This is a genomic window from Blastococcus saxobsidens (genome assembly GCF_002938435.1).
GTDB lineage: Bacteria > Actinomycetota > Actinomycetes > Mycobacteriales > Geodermatophilaceae > Blastococcus > Blastococcus saxobsidens.
On the sequence record NZ_POQT01000023.1, the window covers coordinates 21333 to 46499 of the forward strand.

Annotated in this window: 23 protein-coding genes and 1 pseudogene; 14 read left to right on the top strand and 10 right to left on the bottom strand. The window is 71.6% G+C overall.

Going from position 1 to position 25167, the window contains the following annotated elements:
• Window positions 1-7: 7 nt before the first annotated feature.
• The 3 genes from C5507_RS14195 to C5507_RS14205 all read left to right on the top strand — a co-directional run bounded on the left by C5507_RS14195 (window position 8) and on the right by C5507_RS14205 (window position 3742).
• Window positions 8-1540, top strand: a complete 1533-nt coding sequence (locus C5507_RS14195; protein WP_104529172.1) for a sodium/solute symporter — start codon at window positions 8-10, stop codon at window positions 1538-1540.
• A 206-nt stretch (window positions 1541-1746) separates the two neighbouring features.
• Window positions 1747-2139 carry a DUF485 domain-containing protein gene (locus C5507_RS14200; protein ID WP_104529173.1) on the top strand — a complete coding sequence of 131 codons (393 nt, stop codon included), beginning with the start codon at window positions 1747-1749 and terminating at the stop codon, window positions 2137-2139.
• The gene (locus C5507_RS14205) at window positions 2132-3742 is read left to right on the top strand and encodes a solute symporter family protein (protein WP_165400477.1); all 1611 of its coding nucleotides are present in this window, start codon (window positions 2132-2134) and stop codon (window positions 3740-3742) included. The genes C5507_RS14200 and C5507_RS14205 overlap by 8 nt, the downstream gene beginning before the upstream one ends.
• A gap of 95 nt (window positions 3743-3837) precedes the next feature.
• Here the strand turns inward: C5507_RS14205 and C5507_RS14210 are convergent, their stop codons facing one another.
• The 3 genes from C5507_RS14210 to C5507_RS14220 form a co-directional block, all read right to left on the bottom strand.
• On the bottom strand, window positions 3838-4083 hold the full coding sequence (locus tag C5507_RS14210) for a hypothetical protein (RefSeq protein WP_242611264.1): 246 nt from the start codon (window positions 4081-4083) through the stop codon (window positions 3838-3840).
• Window positions 4084-4185: 102 nt separating this feature from the next.
• A complete protein-coding gene (locus C5507_RS14215) occupies window positions 4186-5046 on the bottom strand; it encodes a manganese catalase (protein WP_104529174.1) in 861 nt (286 codons plus the stop codon).
• A 113-nt stretch (window positions 5047-5159) separates the two neighbouring features.
• Entirely contained in the window at window positions 5160-5888 is a 729-nt protein-coding gene (locus C5507_RS14220) for a sensor histidine kinase (protein WP_104529175.1), read from the bottom strand.
• A gap of 61 nt (window positions 5889-5949) precedes the next feature.
• Between C5507_RS14220 and C5507_RS14225 the strand changes: the two genes are divergently transcribed.
• Window positions 5950-6672 (top strand): response regulator, encoded by a 723-nt coding sequence (locus C5507_RS14225; protein ID WP_242611265.1) that lies wholly within the window; start codon window positions 5950-5952, stop codon window positions 6670-6672.
• A gap of 103 nt (window positions 6673-6775) precedes the next feature.
• Here the strand turns inward: C5507_RS14225 and C5507_RS14230 are convergent, their stop codons facing one another.
• Entirely contained in the window at window positions 6776-8248 is a 1473-nt protein-coding gene (locus C5507_RS14230) for a PH domain-containing protein (protein ID WP_104529211.1), read from the bottom strand.
• Window positions 8248-8760 carry a PH domain-containing protein gene (locus C5507_RS14235; RefSeq protein ID WP_104529177.1) on the bottom strand — a complete coding sequence of 171 codons (513 nt, stop codon included), beginning with the start codon at window positions 8758-8760 and terminating at the stop codon, window positions 8248-8250. Before C5507_RS14235 ends, C5507_RS14230 begins: the two co-directional genes overlap by 1 nt.
• A gap of 330 nt (window positions 8761-9090) precedes the next feature.
• Here C5507_RS14235 and C5507_RS14240 point away from each other — a divergent pair, with 330 nt between their 5' ends.
• On the top strand, window positions 9091-12498 hold the full coding sequence (locus tag C5507_RS14240; protein ID WP_104529178.1) for an RHS repeat-associated core domain-containing protein: 3408 nt from the start codon (window positions 9091-9093) through the stop codon (window positions 12496-12498).
• 29 nt (window positions 12499-12527) lie between these two features.
• Window positions 12528-12734, top strand: a complete 207-nt coding sequence (locus tag C5507_RS22360) for a hypothetical protein (RefSeq protein WP_130504298.1) — start codon at window positions 12528-12530, stop codon at window positions 12732-12734.
• A gap of 176 nt (window positions 12735-12910) precedes the next feature.
• Here the strand turns inward: C5507_RS22360 and C5507_RS23525 are convergent, their stop codons facing one another.
• Entirely contained in the window at window positions 12911-13105 is a 195-nt protein-coding gene (locus C5507_RS23525) for a hypothetical protein (RefSeq protein ID WP_249027827.1), read from the bottom strand.
• 94 nt (window positions 13106-13199) lie between these two features.
• Here C5507_RS23525 and C5507_RS14250 point away from each other — a divergent pair, with 94 nt between their 5' ends.
• On the top strand, window positions 13200-13595 hold the full coding sequence (locus C5507_RS14250) for an RHS repeat-associated core domain-containing protein (protein WP_104529212.1): 396 nt from the start codon (window positions 13200-13202) through the stop codon (window positions 13593-13595).
• A 340-nt stretch (window positions 13596-13935) separates the two neighbouring features.
• Here C5507_RS14250 and C5507_RS14255 read toward each other — a convergent pair whose 3' ends face one another.
• Window positions 13936-14172 carry a transposase gene (locus C5507_RS14255; RefSeq protein ID WP_104529180.1) on the bottom strand — a complete coding sequence of 79 codons (237 nt, stop codon included), beginning with the start codon at window positions 14170-14172 and terminating at the stop codon, window positions 13936-13938.
• A 333-nt stretch (window positions 14173-14505) separates the two neighbouring features.
• Window positions 14506-15752 (bottom strand): annotated as a pseudogene (locus C5507_RS22880) (IS3 family transposase).
• 170 nt (window positions 15753-15922) lie between these two features.
• Here C5507_RS22880 and C5507_RS14265 point away from each other — a divergent pair.
• From C5507_RS14265 to C5507_RS14275, 3 genes are all read left to right on the top strand, one after another.
• Window positions 15923-16252 (top strand): rhodanese-like domain-containing protein, encoded by a 330-nt coding sequence (locus C5507_RS14265; RefSeq protein WP_242611266.1) that lies wholly within the window; start codon window positions 15923-15925, stop codon window positions 16250-16252.
• 122 nt (window positions 16253-16374) lie between these two features.
• Window positions 16375-16998, top strand: coding sequence for an ArsR family transcriptional regulator (locus C5507_RS14270; protein ID WP_207225889.1), 624 nt, complete (start codon window positions 16375-16377; stop codon window positions 16996-16998).
• Window positions 16999-17024: 26 nt separating this feature from the next.
• The gene (locus C5507_RS14275; protein WP_130504302.1) at window positions 17025-17453 is read left to right on the top strand and encodes a hypothetical protein; all 429 of its coding nucleotides are present in this window, start codon (window positions 17025-17027) and stop codon (window positions 17451-17453) included.
• Window positions 17454-17462: 9 nt separating this feature from the next.
• Here C5507_RS14275 and C5507_RS14280 read toward each other — a convergent pair whose 3' ends face one another.
• Window positions 17463-18173, bottom strand: a complete 711-nt coding sequence (locus tag C5507_RS14280; protein ID WP_104529183.1) for a hypothetical protein — start codon at window positions 18171-18173, stop codon at window positions 17463-17465.
• The gene (locus tag C5507_RS14285; protein ID WP_104529184.1) at window positions 18170-18676 is read right to left on the bottom strand and encodes a SigE family RNA polymerase sigma factor; all 507 of its coding nucleotides are present in this window, start codon (window positions 18674-18676) and stop codon (window positions 18170-18172) included. Before C5507_RS14285 ends, C5507_RS14280 begins: the two co-directional genes overlap by 4 nt.
• 776 nt (window positions 18677-19452) lie before the next feature.
• Between C5507_RS14285 and C5507_RS14290 the strand changes: the two genes are divergently transcribed.
• The 4 genes from C5507_RS14290 to C5507_RS22380 all read left to right on the top strand — a co-directional run bounded on the left by C5507_RS14290 (window position 19453) and on the right by C5507_RS22380 (window position 25167).
• Window positions 19453-21270 (top strand): DUF4331 domain-containing protein, encoded by a 1818-nt coding sequence (locus C5507_RS14290; RefSeq protein ID WP_207225890.1) that lies wholly within the window; start codon window positions 19453-19455, stop codon window positions 21268-21270.
• Between the two features lie 110 nt (window positions 21271-21380).
• A complete protein-coding gene (locus C5507_RS14295) occupies window positions 21381-22178 on the top strand; it encodes a class F sortase (protein WP_104529185.1) in 798 nt (265 codons plus the stop codon).
• Window positions 22179-22198: 20 nt separating this feature from the next.
• The gene (locus C5507_RS14300) at window positions 22199-23485 is read left to right on the top strand and encodes a tetratricopeptide repeat protein (protein WP_104529186.1); all 1287 of its coding nucleotides are present in this window, start codon (window positions 22199-22201) and stop codon (window positions 23483-23485) included.
• Window positions 23482-25167 (top strand): nickel/cobalt transporter, encoded by a 1686-nt coding sequence (locus C5507_RS22380; protein ID WP_158657611.1) that lies wholly within the window; start codon window positions 23482-23484, stop codon window positions 25165-25167. Before C5507_RS14300 ends, C5507_RS22380 begins: the two co-directional genes overlap by 4 nt.

A 25167-nucleotide genomic window follows, 5' to 3' on the forward strand; every position in this document is an offset into this window, starting at 1 on the left:
GCCGACCATGACCGCCGCCGGCTACAGCGTCCTCGGCGTGACGGCCGTCTTCGTGGCCACGCTGGCGGTCGGCGCCTACGGCTGGCGGTTCTCCCGCACCACCAGCGACTTCTTCGTCGCCTCGCGCACGGTGCGGCCGGGGCTCAACGCGTCGGCCATCGGCGGGGAGTACCTGTCCGCGGCGTCCTTCCTCGGCGTCGCCGGCCTGGTGTTGGCCTTCGGCACGGAGATGCTCTGGTACCCGGTGGGCTGGACCGCCGGCTACCTGGTGCTGCTGGTGTTCGTCGCCGCGCCGCTGCGCCGCTCGGGTGCCTACACGTTGCCCGACTTCGCCGAGAGCCGGCTGGAGTCACTGGGGGTGCGCCGGCTGTCCGCGCTGCTCGTCGTGGCCATCGGCTGGCTGTACCTCATGCCGCAGTTCCAGGGTGCCGGGATCGCGCTGGCCGCCACCACGGGGACCGGGCCCTGGCTCGGCGGGGTGCTGGTCGCGACGGTGGTGCTGGTCAACGTGCTGTTCGGCGGCATGCGGAGCATCACCTTCGTCCAGGCCTTCCAGTACTGGTTGAAGCTGACCGCGCTGCTGTTCCCGCTGCTGTTCATGGTGGGCATCTGGATGGACGACGGTGCGGTCTCCCCGGCCTCCGTCGACGTGGGGTCCGTGGGCGCGCCCGGCGACTCGTGGGCGTCGCCGCTGGCCGGGGCGGGCGACCACCAGCTCTACACGACGTACTCGATCATCGTCGCCACGTTCCTCGGGACGATGGGCCTGCCGCACGTGGTGGTGCGCTTCTACACCAACCCCGACGGGGCCGCGGCCCGCCGCACGACCCTCTTCGTGCTGGCCCTGCTGGGCGTCTTCTACCTCCTGCCGCCGGTGTACGGGGGGCTCGGCCGGCTGTACGCCCCGGACCTCATCGCCAGCGGTCGCACCGACTCGGTGGTGCTGGAGCTGCCGGCCCGCATGCTGGCCGGCACGCTCGGCGACCTGCTCTCCGCGCTGACCACGGCTGGGGCGTTCGCGGCGTTCCTCTCCACGTCGTCCGGGCTGACCGTGGCGGTGGCCGGCGTGATCAGCCAGGACGCGCTGGGGCGCCGGCTCGGCGGGGTGCGGGCCTTCCAGGCCGGTGCCGTCGTCGCCGTCCTCGTCCCGCTGGGGCTGGCCCTGGCGGCCGAGGGCGTGGGGGTCGCCCAGGCGGTCGGTCTCGCGTTCGCCTTCGCTGCCTCCACCTTCTGCCCGCTGCTGGTGCTGGGCATCTGGTGGCGCCGGCTCACCGACGCCGGCGCGATCGCCGGCATGGTCGTCGGCGGCGGGTGTGCCGGCGGGGCGGTGATCGCCACGCTGCTCGGGGTGGCGCCCACCGGCTGGCCCGGTGCCCTGCTCGGCCAGCCGGCGGCCTGGACCGTGCCGCTCGCGTTCCTCGTCATGGTGGGGGTCTCCCTCGCCACGCCCCGGCGGCTGCCACCGCACGCCGCCCGCACCATGGTCCGGCTGCACACGCCGGAGGCGGTGCAGCTGGACCGCGGCACCCCGCCGCGGTGAGCCGGCGGGCGCTCCGGCCCTCGCGGGGCCCGTCCCGGCGACCGCTCGTCCCGCCGTACCTGCCGTACGGCGACGCCCGGTCACCGCTCGGCGCAGCGGAGGCGTGACCCACTCCACTCGTCAGGTTCCCGCCCTAACGTGACACCGCTCACAGCTCTGCGCCATCGCAGTGAGCGACCACCCGGACCTGACCAGGAGGACGCACCTTGACCGAGCCAACGGAACGGCGCCTGCTGAGCCCGGAGGAGTACCGCGCTGCGCAGGACTCCCCCGAGTTCGTCGAGTTGAAGAAGCGGTTCCGGAGCTTCGCCTTCCCCATGACGGTGGCGTTCCTCGTCTGGTACCTGCTCTACGTCCTGCTCTCCACCTACGCCGTGGACTTCATGTCCACGCAGGTGTTCGGCAACGTCAACGTGGGGATCCTCTTCGGCCTCCTGCAGTTCGTGACCACGTTCGTGATCACCCACCTGTACGTCGCGCACGCCAACAAGCGGACCGACCCGATCGCCGACGAGATGCGCACCCGGCTCGAGGCCCACGAGTTCGCCTCCGACACCGTCGCCGGCACCGACCACACCCAGGGGAGCACCCGTGCCTGACGTCCTCGCCGCCGAGTCCACCATCGGCAACCCCGCGATCAACATCTCGATCTTCGGGGCGTTCGTCCTGGTCACCCTGGCCATCACCTTCAAGGCCAGCCGCAACAACAAGAGCGCGGCGGACTACTACGCCGCCGGGCGCACCATCACCGGGCAGCAGAACGGGCTGGCGATCGCGGGTGACTACCTGTCCGCGGCGTCGTTCCTGGGCATCGCCGGGGCCATCGCGGTCTATGGCTACGACGGCTTCCTGTACTCCATCGGCTTCCTCGTCGCGTGGCTGGTCGCGCTCCTCCTCGTCGCCGAGCTGATGCGCAACACCGCCCGGTTCACGATGGCCGACGTCCTGGCCTTCCGGATGCGGCAGGGGCCGGTCCGGACGGCGGCGGCGATCTCCACGCTGGCGGTGTCGCTGTTCTACCTGCTGGCGCAGATGGCCGGCGCCGGCGGTCTGGTCGCGCTGCTCCTCGGCGTGGAAGGCGACCTGGCGGAGGCGCTGGTCGTCACGCTGGTGGGCGCGCTGATGATCTTCTACGTCCTCGTCGGCGGCATGCGCGGCACGACGTGGGTGCAGATCATCAAGGCCTCGCTGCTCATCGCGGGCGCCCTGGTCATGACCGTCTGGGTGCTCGGCAAGTACGGCTTCAACCTCTCCGCCCTGCTCGGCGGTGCGATCGAGTCCGGCGGGCAGGCCGTGGCCGAGCCCGGTGCCCAGTACGGGCTGAACGACACGACCAAGCTCGACTTCGTCAGCCTCGGGCTCGCCCTCGTGCTCGGCACCGCGGGCCTGCCGCACGTGCTCATGCGCTTCTACACCGTGCCGACGTCGAAGGAAGCGCGGACGTCGGTGGTCTGGGCGATCTGGCTGATCGGCATCTTCTACCTGTTCAGCCTGGTCATCGGCTACGGCGCGGGCGCACTGGTCGGCGCGGAGCGGATCCTCGCCGCACCGGGTGCGGTCAACGCCGCGGCGCCGCTGCTCGCCTTCGAGCTCGGTGGGACGGTGCTGCTCGGCATCATCGCCGGCGTCGCCTTCGCGACGATCCTCGCGGTGGTCGCGGGCCTGACGATCACCGCCTCGGCGTCCTTCGCGCACGACGTCTACGCCTCGGTGATCAAGAAGGGGAACGTGCCGCCGAACGGCGAGGTCCGGGTCGCCCGGATCACCGCCGTCGTCGTCGGCGCGATCTCCATCGGGCTGGGCATCCTGGCGCTGCAGGCCGGGCTGAACATCGCCTTCCTGGTGGCGCTGGCGTTCGCCGTGGCCGCATCGGCGAACCTGCCGACGATCCTCTACACGCTGTTCTGGAAGAAGTTCACCACCCAGGGCGCGCTGTGGTCGATCTACGGCGGGCTGATCATCTGCATCGGCCTGATCATCTTCTCGCCGGTGGTCTCGGGTGCGGAGACCGCGATGTTCCCGACCGCGGACTTCGCGTGGTTCCCGCTGCGCAACCCCGGCCTGGTCTCGATCCCGGCCTCGTTCCTCCTCGGCTACCTGGGCACCGTGCTCACGAAGGAGAAGCCGAACGAGGCGAAGTGGGCCGAGCTCGAGGTGCGCGCCTTCACCGGCATCGGTGCGGAGAAGGCCGTCAACCACTGACCTGGTCGACCCGGTTCGCCGAGGCGCGCGTCCCCTCCCGCGGGGCGCGCGCCTCGTGCGTTCGTCGGGATGCCGGGGTCCGGGTCGTCACCGCCTCAGGCGGCGGTGGCCGGCGCGGGCGCGGGTGCGACGTTCGAGGTGAGCACGACGGCGGGCGCGGCGGCGCGCTGCCGGTGGCGCAGCCCCCAGCGGGCGGTCAGCCCCGCGAGGACGACGACGCCGGCGAGGGTCGGGCGACCGGGGTGGGCCAGGGCCACGGCGATGGCGGCGGTGTAGACGAACGAGAGCAGCACCGCGGGAAGCGGCAGGTGGGGCAGGCGCAGGTGCAGGTGGGGGTGCACAGCGGGTTCCTTCCACGGCATCGGGGCCCGCCGGGCCGGCAGCCGCACCCGTGAGGGGCGGCCGCCGGCACGGCGACGGCGCAACAGGGGGCGGGTCAGGGCCTAGGTCAGCAGGTCCTTGGCCTTCTGCAGCAGGTTCTTCGTGTCCGACTGCGGGGTCCCGAACAGCCGCGGGTCCCCGGGCGGCAGGATCGGCGCGTCGGCCGTCGCCTCGATCGGGCGGGCGGAGAACGTGCCCCTGCCGTCGCCGGCCGGTCCGGATGCCCAGCGGCCGGCGGCGGCGTCGGGGCCGTCGGAGGCGTCGATGAAGGCGTAGCCGTAGTCGGCCGGCTCCTCCTCGAGCGGGAACGCCTCGGGCACCGGGATGCCCTCCAGCCCGTCGGCCTTGAGCTCTTCGATGGCGGCCAGCCACTGCATCTGGTGCATGTGGTCGCGGGCGATGAGGAACTTGAACATCTCCTTGACGCCCGGGTCGTCGGTCATGTTGTAGAGCCGGGCGACCTGGAGGCGGCCCATCATCTCGGCGGTCGCGTTGTAGTGGAAGTCGGCCATCAGGTTGCCGCTGGCGGTCACGTACCCGCCGCTCCACGGCAGGCCCATCGAGTCCCGGTAGTAGGCGCCGCCGCCGTTGACGATGGCGTGCTGCGGATTCGTGGTGCCGAACCCGGCGGCCGCCTCCTTGCTGCGGTCGGCGGCGTCCGGCTTGAGCGGCTGGTGGTCCAGCAGCCGGTCGATCATCGTCACGATCATCTCGACGTGGGCCAGCTCCTCGGTGCCGATGGCCAGGAGCATGTCCTTGTACTTGCCGGGCAACCGGCAGTTCCAGCCCTGCAGCAGGTACTGGGTGGCGACGGTCATCTCGCCCCACTGGCCGCCGAGGATCTCCTGCATCCTGCGGGCGAAGGCGGCGTCGGGACCGTCGGGCTTCGCCTCGTACTGCAGGGCGTGGGTGTGCGTGAACATCTCTGCTCCCTGGTGCGTCGTCGCGCCGCCGCTGCTGCGGTGGCACCAGCTATCTGCCCCCGCCGGCTGGCCCGCCCGTGCCGACCGCTGGCCCGCCGGTGCCAACCTGGCGCTCAGCGGTCGGGAAGCGCCACGGTCAGCGTGAACTCCGCACCGTGCGCTGCCCAGATCAGGCGGCCGCCCAGCTCGCGGGTCTGCCGCTGCACCGACCGCAGCCCCAGCCCGGTGAGGTCCATGGGCGGCTGCGTGCGGCTCAGGTGCCCGATCACCTGCCGGGCCGGGACGCCGGCCTGGCTCAGCGAGAGGTGCACCCAGCCCGGCCGGCGCTCCACCCGCAGCCGCACGGGCCGGCCCGCGCCGTGGCGGTGCGCGTTCTCCAGCAGGTTGGTGAGGATGCGGCCCACCCGCGCATCGGCGACGGTCACCTCGCCGGCCCCGTCGCCGACCTGCACGGTCAGCTGTGCACGCGGCAGGCCCGAGGAGGCGAGCGCCGCCTGCAGGACGTCGCGCAGCAGCCGGGTGCCGGGGCGGCCCGCAGCCCCCGTGCTGGCGTCGGCCGTGCGCAGCATCGAGGACAGGTGCGCCGTCTGCGCCCGTGCCAGCTCCAGCAGCTCGCGGCCCCGCTCGGGTGTGCGGTCGAGGGTGCCCAGCACCGCCTCGAGCGAGGCGAGCGGGCTGCGCATGTCGTGGCAGAGCGCCCGCAGGACGGCGTCCTCGGCGGTGGGCGCCTCGGGGTCGGTCGGCCGGCGGGGGCGTGGAAGATGCGCGCGGAGCACGCGGGCGAGATCGTTGAGCAGTCCGTGGCGGGGCTTCGACGTCGAGACGTCGGGGGCGAGGGTCACGGGCACCTCCTCACGGGGAACCGGTCAGCAGCGCCGGGGAACGACGACCGACAGGGAATCGGTGACTGGGACGGACGACGCGCTCGCTGCTGAACGCGGGGCACCGGTGGACGTGGTGGTCGTGGACGACCACCCGCTGTTCACCCGGGGGCTGACCCTGCTGCTGCCGGGGCTGAGCGGCGGCAGGGTGCGGGTGGTGGGGACGACGGACGACGCGTCGGCCGCGGCCGCGCTGGTGCGCCGGCACCACGCGGACGTGGCGATCGTCGACCTGCACATGCCGCCGCCCGGGGGCACGAGGGCGATCGCGGCCATCCGGCGGGCCGACCCGATGGTGCGGGTCGTGGCGCTGTCCGGGCTGGCCGAGGCGGACGCGGCGATCGAGGCGCTCCGCGCCGGGGCCGCGGGGTTCCTGCCGAAGACGGCCGACCCGGAGCACCTGGTGCGCCCGCTGCTCGCCGTCCTCGACGGCTGGTCGGTGGTCCCGGAGGCGCTGCTGCGGCAGCTGCTGGCCGAGGCCACGCCCACCGGCGAGCAGAGCATCGCCGACCAGCTGACCGCCGACGAGCGGCGGCTCTGGCGGCTGATCGCCGACGGCACCAGCACCGTGGACATCGCCACGACGCTGCACGTCTCGGAGCGGACGACGAAGCGGCTGGTCGCGCACCTGCTGCGCCGGCTGGACGTGGCGACTCGGGTGGAGGCGGCGGCGCTGGCCGGGCGGGTGGGTCTGGGCAAGGGCACCGGCGGCCTCGGGCGGCAGACCGGTGGCCTGGCCGGGTGAGTGGCGCGCGATGACATCGCCGGGCCCGCTACCCGCCCGGGTGATCGTCACGCACCGGTTCAGGAAAGGTTCACCTTCCTGGCTCTACCGCCCGGCCGGGTGGTCAGTCCCGGGCGCCTGCAGGGGCCAGCGCGCCGGCCCACGGGCCGGAGGCGGCGGCCGTGAAGGCGGGCACCTCCGCCGCGTCCATGTCCACGGCGTCGTAGCCGCCGCTGCCGGCGCCCACGCAGGCGGTGACCGTGGCCAGGCCGGCGCGGCGCTGGAACCAGGACTGCCGCACCTGCCAGCCGATGACGGCGCGCTGCTCGAGCACCGCCTCGGTGCGCACCAGCCAGCCGCTGCGGACGCTGAACGAACGCGGCCCCACGGCGTGCCCCAGTCCCGCGTAGAGCCCTCGGGCCAGCGGCACGCCGAGGACGGTCAGCACGACGCCGGCGACCAGCAGGTCCCAGCGGCCCGTCGTCGCCAGCAGCAGGGCACCGCCGGCGGTCACCAGCACGCCGAGGACCAGCGCGCGGACGATCCGGCGGCGCAGGGCGGCCGGCGGGTGCGCGGTCAGGGGGCCGGGGTCCTCGACCAGCCGGTGCGCCAGCGCCCACCCCTCGCCCCTCGGGCCGAGGGGGAGCAGTTGCCCGCGACGTTCGGCGTCGGCCAGACCGGTGACCAGGGCCCCGGTCCGGGCGGCCCCGACCCAGCGCATGCCGAGGCCCTGGGAGACGCTGGCCCCGCGGATCCGGTCGATCTCCAGCTCGGTGTGCCTGCGGGTGAACAGCCCGCGGACGGCGACGAGCGTGCCGCCGCGGCGGACCAGCCGGAACTTCCAGTTCACGACGGCGGCGCCGATGATCGACCCGGCGATCAGGAGCAGCAGTCCGCCGGCGACGAGCAGCGCGATCACCCAGCCACCGGGCACCTCGACGTCCGGCAGCGGGTCGAGCAGGGGGTCGGGGAGTTCGTCGCCCAGCCGGAACAGGGCGGCGACACCGGCGGCGGGCAGGGCGAGGTAGCTGCCGACCAGCGGTGCGTACAGCAGCCACCGGTTGCGCCAGCGGAAGAGCTCCTCCTCCTCGGCCGGCGTCTCGACGTCGTCGGCCGACGGTTCGCCGGCCGGTGCGCGGTGGGTGAGGACGGCGACGCGCAGCCGGTCGCCCTCGGCGCGGGGGACGCCGTCGACCAGCACCTCCTCGTCCTGCCCGGCGGTGCCGGCGGCCGCGTCGATGCGCACCCGGACCAGCCCGAACAGCCGGTGGACCACCGGTTCCTCGACCTCGACGCCGCGGATCCGGTCGTTGGGCACGGTGCGCACCGAGCGGGACAGCAGCCCCCGGGTGACGACGACCGCCGCCGGCCCGTCGGCGTAGGAGAACCGCCACCAGGACAGCGCCGCGGCCGCCAGCGAGAGCAGCGTGATCCCGATGGCGAGCAGCACGACCGTCGTCATGCCACCGCCGAAGCCGGTGGCCGCGAGGATCGGGATGAGCACGGGCACCAGCTGGCGGGCCTGCTTGAACGTGACGGTGTGCACCAGCACGACCCGCGGCGAGGTCCGGCGGGCCGCCGGCAGGGGAGGTGGCATCACGTCGCCTGGTCGCGGACCATCTCGGCCCGGCGGGCGAGGTCGTCGGCCACCCGCTGGGCCATGCCGTGCTCCAGGTGCCAGATGCGCACGGTGCCCTGGCTGGAGGCGGTCAGGACAGCGACCGTGGCCAGCCCGAACATCTGCTGCAGGACGCCGCGGGTGACGTCGACGGTCTGGATGCGCGAGATCGGCACCAGCGTCCAGGTCTGGGTGAGCCAGCCGGTGCGCGTGTAAGCGGCCTCCGCGGTGATCTCCCAGCGGTGGATCCGGTGCTTGACCCAGGGGCTGATGCCCACGCTGACGATCAGCTGCGCCAGGCCCAGGGTGGGCAGCACCCAGCGGAGCACCGGGACGGGGCCGCCCGCCGAGGCCGGGACGAACAGCAGGAACGCCCCGATGCCCAGCCAGAGGAAGACGGCGCTGATCGCGCCCTCGGTGGTCCACAGGCCGATGGCCGCCCGAGGAAGCGACCAGGCCGGCTCGCGCACGGGTGACGGAGCGGTGGTCATCGCCCCCATCCTGCCAGCGGCGGCCGGGCGAATGGATCGTCGCGCCAGAGGGGCGTCCCGACGAGGCGGATGACGGAAGCCGCCGGGCGGTCCACCGTGCGGACGATTTGTCACAAAAAGTAATTGGTCCGTTGCGGTTCGTGATAACGATCGAACAACGGATCGCCACGACGTCATTGCGTTCACTGATCAAGAACTGCCGAGTTCCTGACCAGCCCCTGGTCCGTGACGTTCGTGAGGTGCGCCGTGATCCGTCCCGCAGGTTCGTCGACTCGCTGGTTCCTGCGCGGACGGGCACGGGCTCCTCTCGGTCGCGGACTCCTCGTCGGAGTGGTCACCTCAGCGGTGGTGGCCGGTTCGGCGACGGGGGTGCTGGCTGCGCCGGCGAGCGCGCCGTCGGCGAAGGTGGCGGTGTCGGAGCTGCTGGCGCCGGTGCTGCACGGCAAGGCCACGGCCGCCGGCTCGGGTAGCCAGTCGATCCGCTTCTCCGCGCGGACCGTGGGCGCGACCACCTGGAATCTGCTCGATGGGGTCAGTGTGGCCGGTACCGAGGCCTACCGGGCGCTGCCTGAGGGGCGGCTGTCGATCGGGCAGACTTTCGAGTACCAGATCGCGCACTGTGATGGCACCGGCTGCACCGCCGCCGAGGTCAAGACAGGTGTCGTTTCGCCGGCCCTGGGTGCGGGAGTGCGGCCGGGGGCGACCCGGGTGCCGGTCACCATCGGTGACCGGATCGGCGCACAGGTCGACGTCGGTACCGGCAATCTGCTGGTGACCGCCGACCTGTTCTCCCTGCCCCGGCGTTCGGGCTCCCCGTTGGAGGTGGGAATTGCCTACAACAGCACCACCCGCGCCCGCGGGGAGTCGCACTTCCTGAACTCGGTGGGCGCCTCCAGCTCGGGCTGGCGGCTGTCGACCGCCCGGGACGTGCGCCTGCGATCGGTCCCCGGAGCGGGGACGGTGACCTACTTCGGCCCGAACGGGCTGACCGGCACCTTCACCGCCGACGGCGCCGGCGGGTACAACTCCCCGGCAGGGTTCAAGATGACCTTGAGTGCGCTTTCGGGAGGGGGCTGGACGCTCAATGACCACGGCAGCGGTGACACCCGCCATTTCGCCGGGAACGGGCTGATGACCGAGCTGGTCGACCGCAACGGCAACGCCACCACCTTCAGCTACAACACCGACGGTGGGCTGACCTCGATCCGCTCGGACCAGGGCAGTGCGGGGGCCAGCAGGCTGGCGGTGACTCTCGGCGGGACCACCCCGCGGCAGATCGCCGCGTTGAGCCAGACCGCGGACGGTGCCGGTGGGGGGACCCGCTCGGTGACGTTCACCTACGACCCTGACCGCAACTACCTGACCGGGTTCACCGATGCCGAAGGTCGCACGACGGCGTTCTTCCACGGCTCCAGTGGCAACCTCAACCGGATCACCGCCCCCGGCGGAGCGGTCACCTCGTTCTCCTACGACGCCTACGGTCGGGTGGAGTCGATCACCCAGCCGACCGCCGGCGACCCGGCCGGGGCGGTCACCCGGCTGCTGTACCACGACGGGACGTTCACCGACGTCGCGGACCCCAACAGCGACCAGACCACGGCCGTGGACCACACCGCGCACACCCGGTACCACCTCACCGGCGACGGCTGGCAGCTGGTGCAGCGCGCGATCGACCCGGCCGGCCACCAGCGCTCGGCCACCTACACCCCGTTCCTGGACGTCGCCTCTGCGACCGACCCGGCCGGCACCGGAACCTTCGGCTACGACCCGGCGGTCAACGGCGGGCAGTCGCTGACCGCCACCACCGCACCGACCGGCGCCGGCTCCTCCTTCGCCTACGGCAACACCGCCCAGGCCACCCGCTTCCAGCCGACCTCGGGCACCGACGCCCAGGGCCGCGCCTCCACCTACACCTACAACGGTGCCGGCAACCGGCTCAGCGCCGCCAACGCCTCCTCCGCGCAGGCGTCGGTGACCTACAACGCCGATGGCACGGTCGCCACCGCCACCAGCCCGTCGGGTGGAGTCACCACCTACGGCTATGACACCGTCGGCCAGCTGACCTCGATCACCCCGCCGGCCGACTCCACCTTGGGAACGCGGTCCTACACCTACGACGGGTACGGCCGGGTGGCGACCTACACCTCCGGGCGGGGGATCACCGAGACCTACACCTACGACGCCCTGGACCGCGTCACCGCGGTCGACTACTCCGATCCCACCCCGACCGTCTCCTACACCTATGACACCGCCGGGCGCACCGATCTACGAACCGACGCCTCCGGCACCACCGACTACGGCTACGACCCGCTGGGCCGGCTCACGTCCCGCACCCACACCGCCACACCTGGCATCGCGGTCACCTACAGCTACGACAAGGCCGGCAACCTCGCCTCGGCGACCAACGCCGCCGGCACCACCACCTACGCCTACGACGCCCGTAACCTGGTCACCCGCGCAGTGAGCCCCGCGGGGCGGCCGATCGAGTTCACCCACGACGCCTCCGGGCGGCGCACCGACACCTGGTTCAACCGCACCACCGACGGCTACAACGGCACCACCACCTTCGCCGCGCACACCCACACCGACTACGACGCCTCCTCCCGGGTCGCCCGGGTGTGGACGGCCAGGGCCGGCAACGACGCCGACCGGGTCACCGACTTCACCTACTCCTACGCCTCCCCCGGAACCAGCGTCTGCGCCGGCGCCCCCGCCGCCGGCACCGACACCGGCATACGCTGGACCCAGACCGACAACCGCACCGGCGCGCAGACTGCCTACTGCTACGACACCGCCAACCGGCTGATCTCCGCCAGCACCCCCGGCGCCGACACCTGGGCCTACAGCTACGACGTCAACGGCAACCGCACCCAGGCGGTGAAGAACGGCACCGTGGTGCAGACCCTGTCGGTCAACGCCGCCGACCAGATCACCAGCACCGGTTACGGCTACGACGCCTCCGGCAACACCCTGACCGACAGCCACGGCGCGGCCACCTACAACGGGGCGGACCAGATGACTGCCCTGACCGACAACGCCGGCACCCACACCTACACCTACGCCGGGATCGATCAGACCGAGCTGATCGCCGAGGGCAACGGGCGCACCTACACCCACGGCCGGACCGACGAGGCCGGGGTGCCCCTGATCGAGTCCTTCGTCTCCAGCGGCACCACCTTCGCCTACCTCTACGACCCCGCCGGCACACCTCTGGCCATCCTCGCCGGGACCAACACCCACTACCTCGGCCTAGACGGGCTCGGCTCGGTGGTGGCCGCGGTCAACCACAGCGGCACCCACACCGCCGCCTGGAGCTATGACCCTTGGGGGCAGGCCACCGCGACCGCGATGAACGGCAGCGGCATCGCCAGCCGCCGGATCTACGGCTACGCCGGCGGCCTGCCCGACCGCAACACCGGCCTGGTGCACTTCGGTCAACGCTGGTACGACCCCGAAACCGGCCGCTTCACCCAACAGGACAGCCTCGAAACACTGGCCGACCCCACCCGCTCCAACCGCTACGAATACGCCGCAGGCAACCCAATCAACTACGTCGACCCGACGGGGCGGGACTTCAGCATCAGCGGCTGCGGCGCTGCAGGGCTCGCCATAGGAATTGGGCTCGGCTTCGCCTTTCCGATATTCGCCGGTGCGGCAACTTTGTTCGAAGCCTTCATCGCAGGCGCTTCGGGGTCGTTGTTGGGAACGGGTTTCGATGCGATCTGCTCGACTTTCTGACCCAATGATCTTAGGAAAGGTTCACATCCATGATAAACAAGGGTAGGCTCGAAAGTAGGAGAGAGCGTCTCATCGGGGCGCTGGCAGGCTACGGAACGGCGCTGGTTCTCCTAGGCCTTACTCTCGTGGTGGATGCTGGAGGAGACGCCCGGCGCTATCTCATTGTAAGCGCGTTGATTATCACTGTGGTCACGACGGCCGCCTTGTTGGCCTCCCTCAAGGCTCGGCGGAATTAGTCGTGGGGCGCCGAACCTGAGCCTCGATCACCGTCGATCTTGGTCGAGTCCGCCAGCCCCTGATCCGATCTTGGCTGGCGTGGCCGTGGGTGGGCCGCCGGTTTGTCCGGCTCTCCCACTGTCGGTCTCCGGTCGGGCCCGGTGGGGGTGGTCGGTCAGGCAGCTGCCGGTGGGCCTCAGGGAGTGCCGAACAGTTGGTTCCAGGCGGTCTGCCACGGCCAGTCGCGAGGCAGGTGTAGCCGCAACCGGCGGGCGGAGCAGGCGATCCGGGCTGGGACGGCGATCAACTGGGCGCGGATCGTGCCGCTGATCGCCCGGGCGTGAAAGGCCGAGGCCAGAGCGCCGGCGGCTCGGATGGCATTGAACGCCATCGCGGCGAACAACAGCCAGGCGGAGTTCGCCGCGAACGACTCCGACGGGAGTGTGCCAGTGGTCCGGCCTTGAGATTCGGCGTTGACCTGCTTGATGACGAAATTCAGCTACGCCGGCGGGTTCGACGACCCCCGCAGCGCCCTCGTCCACTTCGGCCAAGGCTGGTACGACCCCACCACCGGCCGCTTCACCCAGCAGGACAGCCTCGAAACACTGGCCGACCCCACCCGTGCCAACCGCTACGAATACGCCGCCGGAAAACCCATCAACTACATTTATCCGACAGGTCTTGAGCGGTGTTGGGTTAGTTCGAGTAATGACAGCTACTGGTGTCGCGACAAGGATGATCTTCTGACCGGGGAAGGTCTCGACCTCACCTGCCCCCTCATTGGTCTTCGCGTGGGCCTTGCCACGCTACCCTTCAGTGCAGGCTGGGGCCTAGGGCTCGGATTCACAGCGGATGTAGTCTGCGATGTCTATAACAAGTAGACCGGCGCTCCAGGGAGGGGTCTCGCAATGAATGATGTGACCGACCAGCCCCGCGGTAAGCCTCTTGACTGGCTAACGGTTGCGCTATATTACGTCGTCATCACCACTGCATATCTCCCGTGGTTTTTGATCGCCGACAGTGCTCTGATGGTCTTCGCCTTCTACTTGGCTACTATGATCGTGCTACTCTTGCCGTTTAAATACGTTTTGCGTAAGCGCGGATATGCGGTTGATCCCAGTAAATACCGCTGGTGGGATTACAAGGACAGATCGAGGCCTCGATGACGGAGAAAGCGGCTCTTCCCGGTTCCTGGTGAACGGTCCCACTGAAAAGGGGTGTTCACGCTGCCGTCCGGGCGGCTGGCGAGCAGGATGCGGGCGCGGTAGTTGTCAGGGTTGCGGTAGCCGCGACCGGTGCCCTTGATCTGCTGATACCGGAGTTCGCGGCTTCGGTGCGGGCGTTGGTGATCCCGGTGACGATGAGTACTTCGATGGCGTCCCACCAGGCGTCGATGGTGGCCCAGAGTCGGTCGGTCTCGGGTATGGTCGCGGCCAGCACGAACGCCCCGAGGCGCATCTCGTGCTCCTGCGCTTGGGTGAGTGAGCCGCTGGTCAGCAGCCCACGCAGGACCTCCTTGACCCCCAGGCGGCGCCGATCTCGTCGGTCGGGTCGTCGGCGCGCAGGGTGGCCTTCAGCCGGGCCAGTGCGCGGGGGCTGAGGGTGTTGCCGGCGCGGAGCAGCAGCCGTCGGTTGGCCTAGGCGGGGTCGATACCGCGACCGCGCCGGCCCTTGCGGTCGCGGACGACCCGCTGGCGGACGGCGGTGACCATGTCGTTGGCCAGCTTGACCAGGTGTAAGGGGTCGACGCTGACGGGCCTTGCCGCCTGATCTTGGACACGCGTGGGGTGTCTACGCCGCGGTTGGCAGCGTAGCCGGGGTCCGGTGGGCCCCGTAGTCGTTGGGGCTGATCTGGCCGCAGGCGGAGTGCCGGCGGCGGGTGTTGTAGCGGGTGGCCCAGGCGAACACCGCCCGGCGGGCCTCGGCCGGCGTGCTCCAGCCGGCTGCTCCAGCCGGCTGCGCCGGCCAGCGTCTCGCGCTTGAGGGTGGCGTTGAACGACTCCGCCAGCGCGTTGTCCGCACTCGAGCCGACCGCGCCCATCGACCGGATCACCCCGAGACGGTCACGCAGGGCGGCGTAGGCCCGAGAGGTGTACTGGTCGCCGTGGTCGCCGTGGAAGATCGCCCCGGCCAGGCTGCCGCGGGTCGCGCCGCGGCAAGCAGCGCGTCGGCGACGAGTTCGGTGCGCATGTGGTCGGCGATCGACCAGCCGGCCAGCCGGCGGGAGGAGCAGTCGATCACCGTCGCCAGGTACAGGGTGCTGCCGTCGACGCAGGGCAGGTAGGTGATGTCCCCGACGTAGTTGACGTTCGGCGCATCGGCGATGAAGTCGCGTTCCAGCCGGTCAGGAACCTGCTCGTCGGCCGGTTCCGGGATCGTCGTACGGACCCGTCGGCGCAGCCGGATCCCGGCGATCCTGTGCTCGGCCATCAGCCGCGCGACCCGCTTGTGGTTCACCCGGTCGGCGGGGTCGGCGCCGTCGTTGAGCTCGGCGGTCACCCGCGGCGCCCCGTAGGCGCGGTTCTCCGGCTCGGCGGCGTGCACCGCCCGGATCCGGTCGGCCAGCTGCTCATCGGCGGCTTGGCGGGCCGTACGGGCGTCGGCGGCGGCCGCCCACGCGTAGAGCGCCGACCGGCACACGTCGACCAGCTGGCACATCCGCTTCACCTCGAAGGCGTTTCGGTGGTCGGCGACGAACTGGAAGCGGGTCACCAGCGCGTCTCCCCGACGAAATACTTGGCCGCCGCACGGAGGATGTCGCGCTCGGTGTTCAGCTTCCGCGCATCGGCCTCCAGCTCCGCGACCCGGGACCGGAGCCGGGCCAGCTCCTGCTCGGGTGTCACACCGTCGGGTGGCGGGCCGGTCCGGCCTCCGGGCCGCGCGTGCAGCGACACTCCAGCAGCCTTCAGCCAGCCCGACAGTGTCGCATCCATGACCCCCAGGTCCGCGGCGATGCCCACTACCGTCGCCCCCGGCGTCGACCGGTAGAGCTCTACCGCGTCCCGGCGGAACTACTCCGAGTACGTCTTCCGTGCCACCGTCTGATCTTTTCGCTTCCTCCAGGCCCAGCCTGGGTTCAGCCTGTCCATGATCAGGGGTCAAGTCCCTCGACACGCCCCGGTGACGCCGAGCCGTGATCACCGGTGCGTTTGATTCGGCGTCGTCTCCCCTCTGCCTGTCGCATTCGTGTGCCACGATGGATGCCGTGATGCCGCAGCAGGTTCCGGCCGTCTCCGTCAGCGAGCTGCCCGAGGACGCCGTCGTGCTCGACGTCCGCGAGGACGACGAGTGGGTGCACGGGCACATCGAGGGCGCCACGCACATCCCGATGGGCGAGGTCCCGGCGAAGCTGGACGAGCTGCCCGAGGGCGACCCGCTCTACGTGACCTGCCGGGCCGGTGGCCGGTCGGCGCGTATGGTGGCCTGGCTGAACGAGAACGGCTTCGACGCGGTCAACGTCGCCGGCGGCATGGGCGACTGGGAGGCCGCCGGCAAGCCCATGGTCAGCGAGACCGGCCAACCGCCCTTCGTGCGCTGAGCGACGGCCCCCAGGGTAGCGAGGCTGCCTAGTTACTACGCATAGATGGAAGTACGCTCTCATCTATGCGTAGTGATGCTCCGTCGCTGCTTCCTCTCTTCCGATCGCAGCACCAGGCGGAGATGCTGACCCGCTTGTATCTCCATCCCGACGAGGAATTCACCGTCACCGACCTGGCGGTGGCCGCCCGGATACCGCTCAGCACCGCGCACCGGGAACTGCAGCGGCTGGTCGACGCCGGGCTCGTGCTGGCCCGGCGAGTGGGCCGCACGCGGCTCCACCGCGCCAACCCCCGTCATCGCGCTGCTGCTGCGCTCACGGAGCTGTTGCTGGTCAGTTTCGGGCCGGCCGTCGTGGTCGCCGAGGAGTTCGCGGACCTGGACGAGGCCACCGAGGTGGTGCTGTTCGGCTCGTGGGCCGCCCGTCACGCCCGGGTGAGTGGTGCCGAGCCCGCGGACGTCGACGTCCTGGTCGTGGGAAGTCCCCGCCGCGCGGACGTCTACGCCGCCGCCGAGCGGGCCCAGCGCCGACTCCGTTTCCCGGTCAACCCCGTGATTCGCACGGCCGATCAGTGGGCGAGCCCCGAGGCCGACATGCCGAGCCCCGGCAGTGCTGCAGCCGACAGGGCCGATGCTCTTGTCGTACAGGTCCGACAGTCTCCGCACATGACGCTGCTGCAGAACTCGCGCCGAACCGCGACACCCGTCGAGCACGCCGCCACACCAGCGGCCGGGCCCCCGCAGTGAGTGCATGGCAGACGGGCGCCGCGGACGTGGACGCCATGCTCGCCGAGCGAGCCCTGCACCGGGTGCCCGCAGCCGCGGGATCCGCAGCGGCGTCACTGGCCCGAGCCCGTCAGCTCCTGGCCTCCGCGGCCACCCTGCTCGACGCCGACCCCGACTCCGACTACGTGCTCGCATACGACGCCGCTCGCCACGCCGGCACCGCGCTCCTCGCGCGGCAAGGCCTCCGATCCACCGCGTCGGGCGGACACATCGCCGTCGAGCGCAGCCTGCGCGCGCAGTTCGCCCCTGGGTTCGCCGACTTCCACGTCCTCCGCCGGCGCCGCAACGAATTGGAGTACCCCAGCGCCCATGGTCCCGAGACCGTGAGCAGCGAAGAGGCAGCCGAGGCGCTGCAGGCCGCAACCGGGATCATCGCCCAGGCGCATGAGCTGCTGCCTCGGCTCGACCAGTACTGACGCGGTGCGTCAGCGCCAGGACGCGGCGGTGGCCTCGTCGTGGTACCGGGTGAACCCGCACGCCCAGCCGATCGGTTCCAGGGGTGGGCCCTCCCAGCGGTCCTCGCCGCTGACCAGCAGCCGCGACCCGATCCCGTACTCGGGGCCCTGCTCGGACGACGTCCACTGCTCTGCGCTGGTCGATGCCGGCAGATCGACGGTCACGCTCTCCCCGGACCCGCCGGAGAACCACTCCTGGACGGCGAACGTCACCCCGGCCAGCTCCGGACCAGGGATGTCGGACCGATCCGTCCCGCTCGGCCCGATGGCCACCACCACGCCGTCGAAGGCGAACGCCCGGCCGCGCACCGCCTCCGCGCTGTACTCCTCCACGCAGGACGCCGTCACCGAGCCGGCCAGCGGGCCGGTCCGGTCGGCCGTGGGGTTCTCCGGCTCCGCGGCCATGGCGCTGCCCACCCGGTCGTCGGTGGACTCGGGCCTCTCGGTCAGCGTCTCCTCCGCGACGACCAGCGGGGCCGGCTGCGCACCACCCAGGTCCAGGACGGTGGCTGTGCCGCCGACGAGCACGGCCGCCCCGGCCGCCACCGCCAGGGTCACGCCGGCCGCCCGCCGTCGCCGGGCCCGGCGCCCGGCGCGCAGCAGCTGCGCCGTGGGCGCGCGGCCCACCGGCACCTGGGCCGCCAGCCCGTCGAGCAGGACGGAGGTCTCCCGATCGGTCACGATGCCCTCCCGCCGCGCAGTTCGGAGACGTCGAGGTCGGTCGACAGCTGGGCGAACGCGCGCGAGAGCCGGCTCTTGACCGTGCCCGGGGCGATCCCCAGCGCCTCGGCGATCTGCTGCTCGCCGAGGTGCGCGTAGTAGCGCAGCACGACGACCTCCCGGTGCGCCGGGCTCAGCCGGCGCAGCGCGCGGCGGACGGCGTCGGCGTCGTCCACCTGGCCGGTGACGTCATCGGCGGACGTCTCGGGCAGGTGCTCCGTCGGGCGCTCCCGCCACCACCGCCGCCGGTAGCTGTCGTGGTGGCAGTTGACCAGCACCCGGTAGACGTAGCCGTCCCGGCTACCGGCGCGGCTGACCTTCTCCCAGTTGACGTAGCAGCGCACCAACGCCGTCTGCACCAGGTCCTCGGCCTCGGGCCGGGCGCAGCCGAGCAGCACGGCGGAGCGGACGAGCACCGGCCAGCGCTCGTCCACGAACCGCGCGAACTCCTCGTCCCGGTCCACTCACCCTCCCGTCGACCCGTCCTCCTCCTGGAGGACGGGTCGACGGGGGAGAAGGTTCCGTACGTCAGCTCGCGAGCTCGTGCTCGTCGATGCCCGCGACGTCGCCGGCTTTCATCCAGCCGTCGGGCGTGGGCGACTCCACGCCGGCCTGGGGAAGGTAGAGGTCCTGGGCGCACCCCAGCCCGATCGCGGACCGGGGCGATGAACGGGCCGGCTCGCGGAGCGGTCTGGGGCGGGGTCATCGAGGTCATCGTCGCAGTGCGGGCGGATGTGGCGGCGCGCGTGCGCCGGCCTCGCAACGGAACCAGGCAGCCATGCACGGTCGACCGTGTGGACCACGCTCTTGTGATCGTCACCTCCGTCGATGCCTCGCTGAACTCGGTCGGAGAGCACCCGTGCTCGACGGCTCGACGCCGCCAGCTGCCCGCGCCGCACCCTGCGCAGGCAGGTCGATAGGGCACCACTGGAACGCGCGAAACATTATCGGTCTGCCTGCCGGTGGTGACTGTGTGCAGCCGACAGGCCGCCGAGCCGAACAATTCCGTCACGTGAGGGTGTCCCTCGACGTCATCGCTGCTTCTCTGACCTGCGTCTGCAGAGGGGCGACGAGGTCGAGCGCGTGCGCGCGGGCTCGGGGGAGCGCTCGGGCGGCCGGTGAGACCTCCGGTCGGCTGTGACGTCATGTCGGTGATCGTCCGCCAGCGGGCGACGTGGGAAGGGCCCAGATGCTCAGTACGGAACGACTTCTTCGCGGACGACGCGGCCGAGCCACCGCGATGATCGCCGCCGGTGGTCTGCTCGCCGGCTCCACCGTCCTCGGACTCCTGCCCACGATGGCCGGCGCGTCCAGCCACCGCGAGGCGCCGCTCATCGCGTCCGACCCCGCGGTGGACAACACCGACGTCTACGCGTTCTCCAGCCCGGAGAACCCCGACAACGTCGCCTTCGTCGCCAACTGGATTCCCTTCGAGGAGCCCAACGGCGGGCCGAACTTCTACCCGTGGTCCGACGACGCCGAGTACCTGATCAACATCGACAACGACGGCGACGCCGTGGCCGACCTGATCTACCGCTGGCGGTTCACCACCGACGACCGGCGCGGCACGGACACTTTCCTCTACAACAACGGTCCGGTCACCTCGCTGGACGACGAGAACCTGCTGTTCCGGCAGAACTTCACCCTTGACGTAAGCACCGACGGTGGCGCCACCTACGGCAGCCCGGTCGCGGAGGGCCCCGTCGCGCCCTCGTTCACCGGGCCGGCCAGCATGGGCAGTTCCCAGGACTACGTCGACAACCTGCGGACCCCGGCCATCACCGAGGTGGGCGGAGGAGGTCGCACCCTGACCACCCAGGCCGAGGACTCCTTCTTCCTGGACCTCAGGATCTTCGACCTGCTCTACGGCGGGGACCTCTCCGAAAGAGGAGTGGACACCCTGGCCGGCTACAACGTGAACTCGATCGTGCTCGAGGTGCCGAAGACCGAGGTCGCCATCGACGGCAACGCGGCCGACAACCCGGTCATCGGCGTGTGGAGCACCACCACCCGGCCGACGCTGCGCGACGCCGACGGCACCGCCGCAGACGCCAACACCGGTTTCACCCAGGTCTCCCGGCTCGGCAATCCGCTGGTCAACGAGGTGGTCGTGCCGACCGGTCTCAAGGACGCCTTCAACGCGATCCCGCCCGCTCAGGACGCCGAGGCTGCCGACGGCGCGGTCGTCGACCGGGTGCTGAACCCTGAGGTTCCGGCGCTCATCGAGGCGATCTACGGCGTCCCGGCTCCGGCCACGCCGCGCTGGGACCTCTTCGAGGTGTTCCTGACCGGTGTGGTCAGCACCGAGACCTACGACATCGACCAGGACCCGGCCACGGCCAACCCGATCGACGTGGACCTCAACTCGCAGACGATCAACGCGGGTGGCGTCTCGAACGAGGAGTTCCAGCCCTCGGAGATGCTGCGGCTGAACATGTCGATCACCGGGCCGACCGGACTGGACATGAAGCCGCTGCACGAGGCCAGCCGGCTCGGCGTCATCGGTGGCGACATCCAGGGCTTCCCGAACGGTCGCCGGCTCGCCGACGACGTGGTCGACATCGAGCTCCTCGCACTCGAGGGCATCTACGACGCCAGCAACCCGGGCGATCGACAGGCCGCGTTCGACGCCCTGAAGGAAGGCGACAAGGTCAACTCGAACGACAACGCCTTCAGCGCCTCCTTCCCCTACATCGCCGGCCCGAACACCCAGGCCGTGAACAAGGGCGGCGGCACCGGCGCCGGCGGTACGGACATGCCGCCGGGCAACGGCACCCCCGGCAAGCCGATGGTGCCTGCGGCGTCCGGTGGCGGCAGTGACCAGGGCAGCACCGGCGGCAAGCCGGCCGCTCAGCCCCAGGTGGCCAAGCCGGCGGCCCAGCCGCAGGCCAACGGGTACCCGCGGGGCGGCGTCGAGACCGGCGCCGGCGGCATCGAGGACACCCTCCTCCCCGTGCTCACCGGGTCGGCCGCTCTCCTGCTGATCGGCGCCGGTGCCGGGTCCCTGATTCGGGGTCGGGCACTGCGTCGGGCGACCTCCGGCATGCCGGAGGCCTGACCGCTCGTCGGCTGTGGGGTGCGGCTCTGGCCGCACCCCACAGCCACGTCCCCAGGCGAACCCGTCACCAACGGCGGGTGCACCCCGTCGAAGGAGGCCCCGTGCCCGATATGACCCAGCCGACGTCGTCCTCGGACGACAGCTACGGCCACGAGCCGTCGCTGCTCGAGTCCGAGCTCCGGCAGGGCGACCCGCACTCCCATGCCCGTCGCAAGGGCGTGCCGGTGTGGCTGCTGCCCACTCTCGGCGCGCTCGCGGCCGGGCTGCTCCTGGGCTATCTCGTCTTCGGCGGCACCGAGGGAACGGCCTCCCGCCCGCCGGCGGCCCAGTCCGCGCCGGTCGACGCCTCGCAGCCGGCGTCGCCGGTCGTCACCTCCCTGGCCCGCGCGGAGCCGGTGCACATCGACATCCCGGCCATCGAGGTGAGCTCCTCGCTGGTCGACCTCGGCCTCAACGGTGACGGCACGCTCGAGGTTCCGGTCGACTTCGCGAAGGCCGGTTGGTTCACCGGCGGCAACTATCCCGGCGATCCGCAGGGACCGCCCGGGCTGATCGCGGGTCACGTGGACGACTTCACGGGTCCCGCCGTCTTCTTCCGGCTCACGGAGCTGTCGATCGGCGACGAGGTGCTGGTCACCCGGGCGGACAACACCGTCGCGGTGTTCACCGTCTCCGATGCGCAGCAGTACCCCAAGGACGCGCTGCCGACCGACGAGATCTACGCGCCGGTCGGAAACTCGGAGATCGTGCTCATCACCTGCACCGGTGACTTCGACCAGACCGCCCGGTCGTACCAGGACAACTTCGTCGTCCGGGCCACGCTGGACATGGAGCGCTCCCTGGAGGAGAGCGACAAGCGCGTCGCCGCCGGTATGACCGCGCCCGCCGGCAACCTGCCGAACGTCTGATCGTGCGTACCCGGACGGCAGTGAGCGCGGTGGTCGTCGGCGTCGTCTTCCTCGTCGCCGCGGTGGGCGCCTTCTACACCGCCACGGTCGACGACGGTGTCGCGGCCGAGCAGGCCCAGGGCCCAACAGTGGACCCGTTCACGGCGTCGATCGAGAACGCGCAGCAGCGCCTCAGGGAGGTCCCGGGCGACTACACGACGTGGGCGCAGCTGGGGACGGCCTACGTCGAGCAGGCCCGGGTGACAGCCGACCCCACGTACTACGACAAGGCGGACGGTGCCCTCCGGGAGTCGCTGACCCTGCGGCCGGAGGGCAACGACGCCGCGCTGACCGGACAGGGTGCGCTCGCCAACGCCAGGCACGACTTCGCCGCAGCGGCCGAGCTGGCCACCCAGGCCCTCGCCGTCAACGAGTACAACTCGACGGCGTGGGGCGTGCTCACCGACGCGCGAACCCAGCTCGGGGACTACGCGGGTGCGACCGAGGCGCTCGGCCGAATGCTCGAGCTGAAGCCCGGCCTCGCCTCGTTCACCCGGGCGTCGTACGACGCGGAGCTGCACGGTGACCTGGCCGGTGCCCGCTCCGCGCTCGAGCAGGCGCTCGAGACCACGCAGGGAGGCGCAGGCGAGGCCTTCTGCCGCACCTACCTGGGCGCACTGGCGTTCAGCACCGGCGACCTCGACGAGGCGGCTGCTCAGTACACGGCGGGCCTCGAGGCCGCACCGGGGGATCCAGCTCTGCTGCTGGGCCTGGCTCGAGTGGACGCCGCGCGAGGCGACGTGGACGCGGCGGTCGAAGGCTTCCGGACGGTCGTGAACGCGCAACCGCTGCCGGAGCACCTCGTCGAGTTCGGCGCGTACCTCGAGTCGCAGGGGCGGGCGGAGGAGGCGGAGCAGCAGTTCGCGCTGGTCGACACTGTGCGAGCCCTGTTCGCAGCGAACGGGGCCTCCGACGACCTGACCACCGCGCTGTTCGCCGCCGACCACGGCGACCCGGCCGAAGCGTTGGCTGCGGCGCAGGCGGAGTTCGACCGGCGGCAGAACATCGACTCCCACGATGCGTTGGCCTGGGCACTGCACGCTGCCGGGCGGGACACCGAGGCCCTGCCCCACGCGCAGCAGGCGACCGCACTCGGTGGCGCCAGTGCGCTGTTCCTCTACCACCGTGGGGTGATCGAGGCCGCGCTCGGCCAGGGCGACCAGGCACGCGCGACGCTGGTGAGCGCACTGGACGCCAATCCGTACTTCTCCCCCCTGCATGCCCCACGGGCCGAGGCGCTGCTGGAGTCGCTGGGCGGACGTCCGTGATCGGACGGCGTATCGCCGCCGTCGTCGTCGGTGCAGGCGCGCTCTGGAGCGTCTCCCTTGGCGGGATCGCGCAGGCCCATCCGCTCGGCAACTTCACGGTGAACCACTACGACCACGTCCAGCTCTTCCCTGACCGCGTCGAGGTCACCGCCGTCGTCGACCGGGCCGAGATCCCGGCCGCCCAGGCATTGCAGACGATCGCGCCGGACGGCTCGCCCGAGCCCGAGGAACTCGCCGCGGCGGCTACGACCGAGTGCGCGGACGTGGCTGATGCGGTGACCCTCGACGTCGACGGCCGGACGCTGACCTGGCAGGTCGCCGCCGCGGGATTGGACACCGTGCCGGGCGCGGCAGGGCTGCCCACCCTCCGGTTGACCTGCGACCTGCGGGCGGACGCCGAACTCGGTGCCCCGGCCGAGGTCACCTTCGAGGACGGCTACCTGGCCGATCGGGTGGGATGGCGGGAGGTGACAGCGGACGGCGACGGCGTCCGGCTGGTCGACTCCCCGGTCCCGGTCGAGAGCATCAGCGACGAACTGCGCGCCTACCCCGATGACCTGCTGGCGTCGCCGGTCGACGTCCGCTCGTTCAGCGTCGCCACCGAGCCCGGGTCCAACACCAGCAGCGGAGCCTCGATCACTCCGGCCTCGGGAGACCCGTTCAGCACTGCGATGGCCGCCCTCGACCGCCGGCTCGAGCGTCTGATCGGCGATCGCGGCCTCACTCCGCTGGTCGGCACCCTCGCCGTTCTCCTCGCTGTTCTGCTCGGCTGTGGGCACGCGCTGCTGCCCGGCCACGGCAAGACGGTGATGGCCGCCTACCTGGCCGGCCGCAACGGTCGCAGCCGGGATGCCATCACCGTCGGCGCGACCGTGACGGCGACGCACACCGTAGGGGTGCTCGTACTCGGGGCTGCAGTCTCCGTGTCGAGCGCGCTCGCGGGGGATCAGGTGATTCGCTGGCTCGGGGTGGTCAGCGGGCTGATCGTGGCGGGCATCGGGATGGCGATGCTGCGCGGGGCGCTGCCGCGTTGGCGCGCCGCGCGGGCGCAGGGGCTGCCGGCGATCGCGGCGCTGCCTGAGCCGGCGCTGGCCGCCGCGGTGAGCGGCACCGTCTCCGGAGCGGTGCACGACGAGATGACCGGAGACCACGACCACGGCCACGACCACGGCCACAACCACGGCCACGGCCACGGCCACGGCCACGGCCACGGCCACGGCCACGGCCACGACCACGGCCACGGCCACGACCACGGCCACGACCACGGCCACGGCCACGACCACGACCACGGAAGCTGGTGGGCGGGTGGACACAGTCACGGTCCGGGCGAGCACTCCCACGGCCCGGGCGCGGGCCGTGGCGGGCTGGTGGGCATGGGAATCGCGGGCGGGCTCGTGCCCAGCCCATCGGCCCTGATCGTCCTGCTCGCCTCGGTAGGGCTGGGACGCACGGTCTTCGGCGTCGTCCTGGTACTCGCCTACGGCCTCGGAATGGCGGCCACCCTGACCGCCGTCGGGCTGCTGCTCGTCAGGGTGCGCGGCCGTCTGGAGTCGCGCATGACGAACCGGTCCGGGCGTGGGTGGCTCGCCCGACTGGCGCTCGCCGCCCCGGTGGTGACGGCGAGCCTCGTCCTCGTCGTGGGTCTGGCACTCGTCACTCGCGGCGTCGTGCTGAGCGCCTGA

What these genes read in the sequence shown, in the direction of transcription:
- C5507_RS14195 (WP_104529172.1), top strand. Translation starts at nt 8, where the DNA reads ATGACCGCCGCCGGCTACAGCGTCCTCGGCGTGACGGCCGTCTTCGTG.
- C5507_RS14215 (WP_104529174.1), bottom strand. Translation starts at nt 5,046, where the DNA reads ATGTTCACGCACACCCACGCCCTGCAGTACGAGGCGAAGCCCGACGGT.
- C5507_RS14230 (WP_104529211.1), bottom strand. Translation starts at nt 8,248, where the DNA reads ATGCCACCTCCCCTGCCGGCGGCCCGCCGGACCTCGCCGCGGGTCGTG.
- C5507_RS14235 (WP_104529177.1), bottom strand. Translation starts at nt 8,760, where the DNA reads ATGACCACCGCTCCGTCACCCGTGCGCGAGCCGGCCTGGTCGCTTCCT.
- C5507_RS22360 (WP_130504298.1), top strand. Translation starts at nt 12,528, where the DNA reads ATGATAAACAAGGGTAGGCTCGAAAGTAGGAGAGAGCGTCTCATCGGG.
- C5507_RS23525 (WP_249027827.1), bottom strand. Translation starts at nt 13,105, where the DNA reads ATGGCGTTCAATGCCATCCGAGCCGCCGGCGCTCTGGCCTCGGCCTTT.
- C5507_RS14250 (WP_104529212.1), top strand. Translation starts at nt 13,200, where the DNA reads ATGACGAAATTCAGCTACGCCGGCGGGTTCGACGACCCCCGCAGCGCC.
- C5507_RS14255 (WP_104529180.1), bottom strand. Translation starts at nt 14,172, where the DNA reads ATGCGCCTCGGGGCGTTCGTGCTGGCCGCGACCATACCCGAGACCGAC.
- C5507_RS14265 (WP_242611266.1), top strand. Translation starts at nt 15,923, where the DNA reads ATGCCGCAGCAGGTTCCGGCCGTCTCCGTCAGCGAGCTGCCCGAGGAC.
- C5507_RS14270 (WP_207225889.1), top strand. Translation starts at nt 16,375, where the DNA reads ATGCTGACCCGCTTGTATCTCCATCCCGACGAGGAATTCACCGTCACC.
- C5507_RS14290 (WP_207225890.1), top strand. Translation starts at nt 19,453, where the DNA reads ATGATCGCCGCCGGTGGTCTGCTCGCCGGCTCCACCGTCCTCGGACTC.
- C5507_RS14295 (WP_104529185.1), top strand. Translation starts at nt 21,381, where the DNA reads ATGACCCAGCCGACGTCGTCCTCGGACGACAGCTACGGCCACGAGCCG.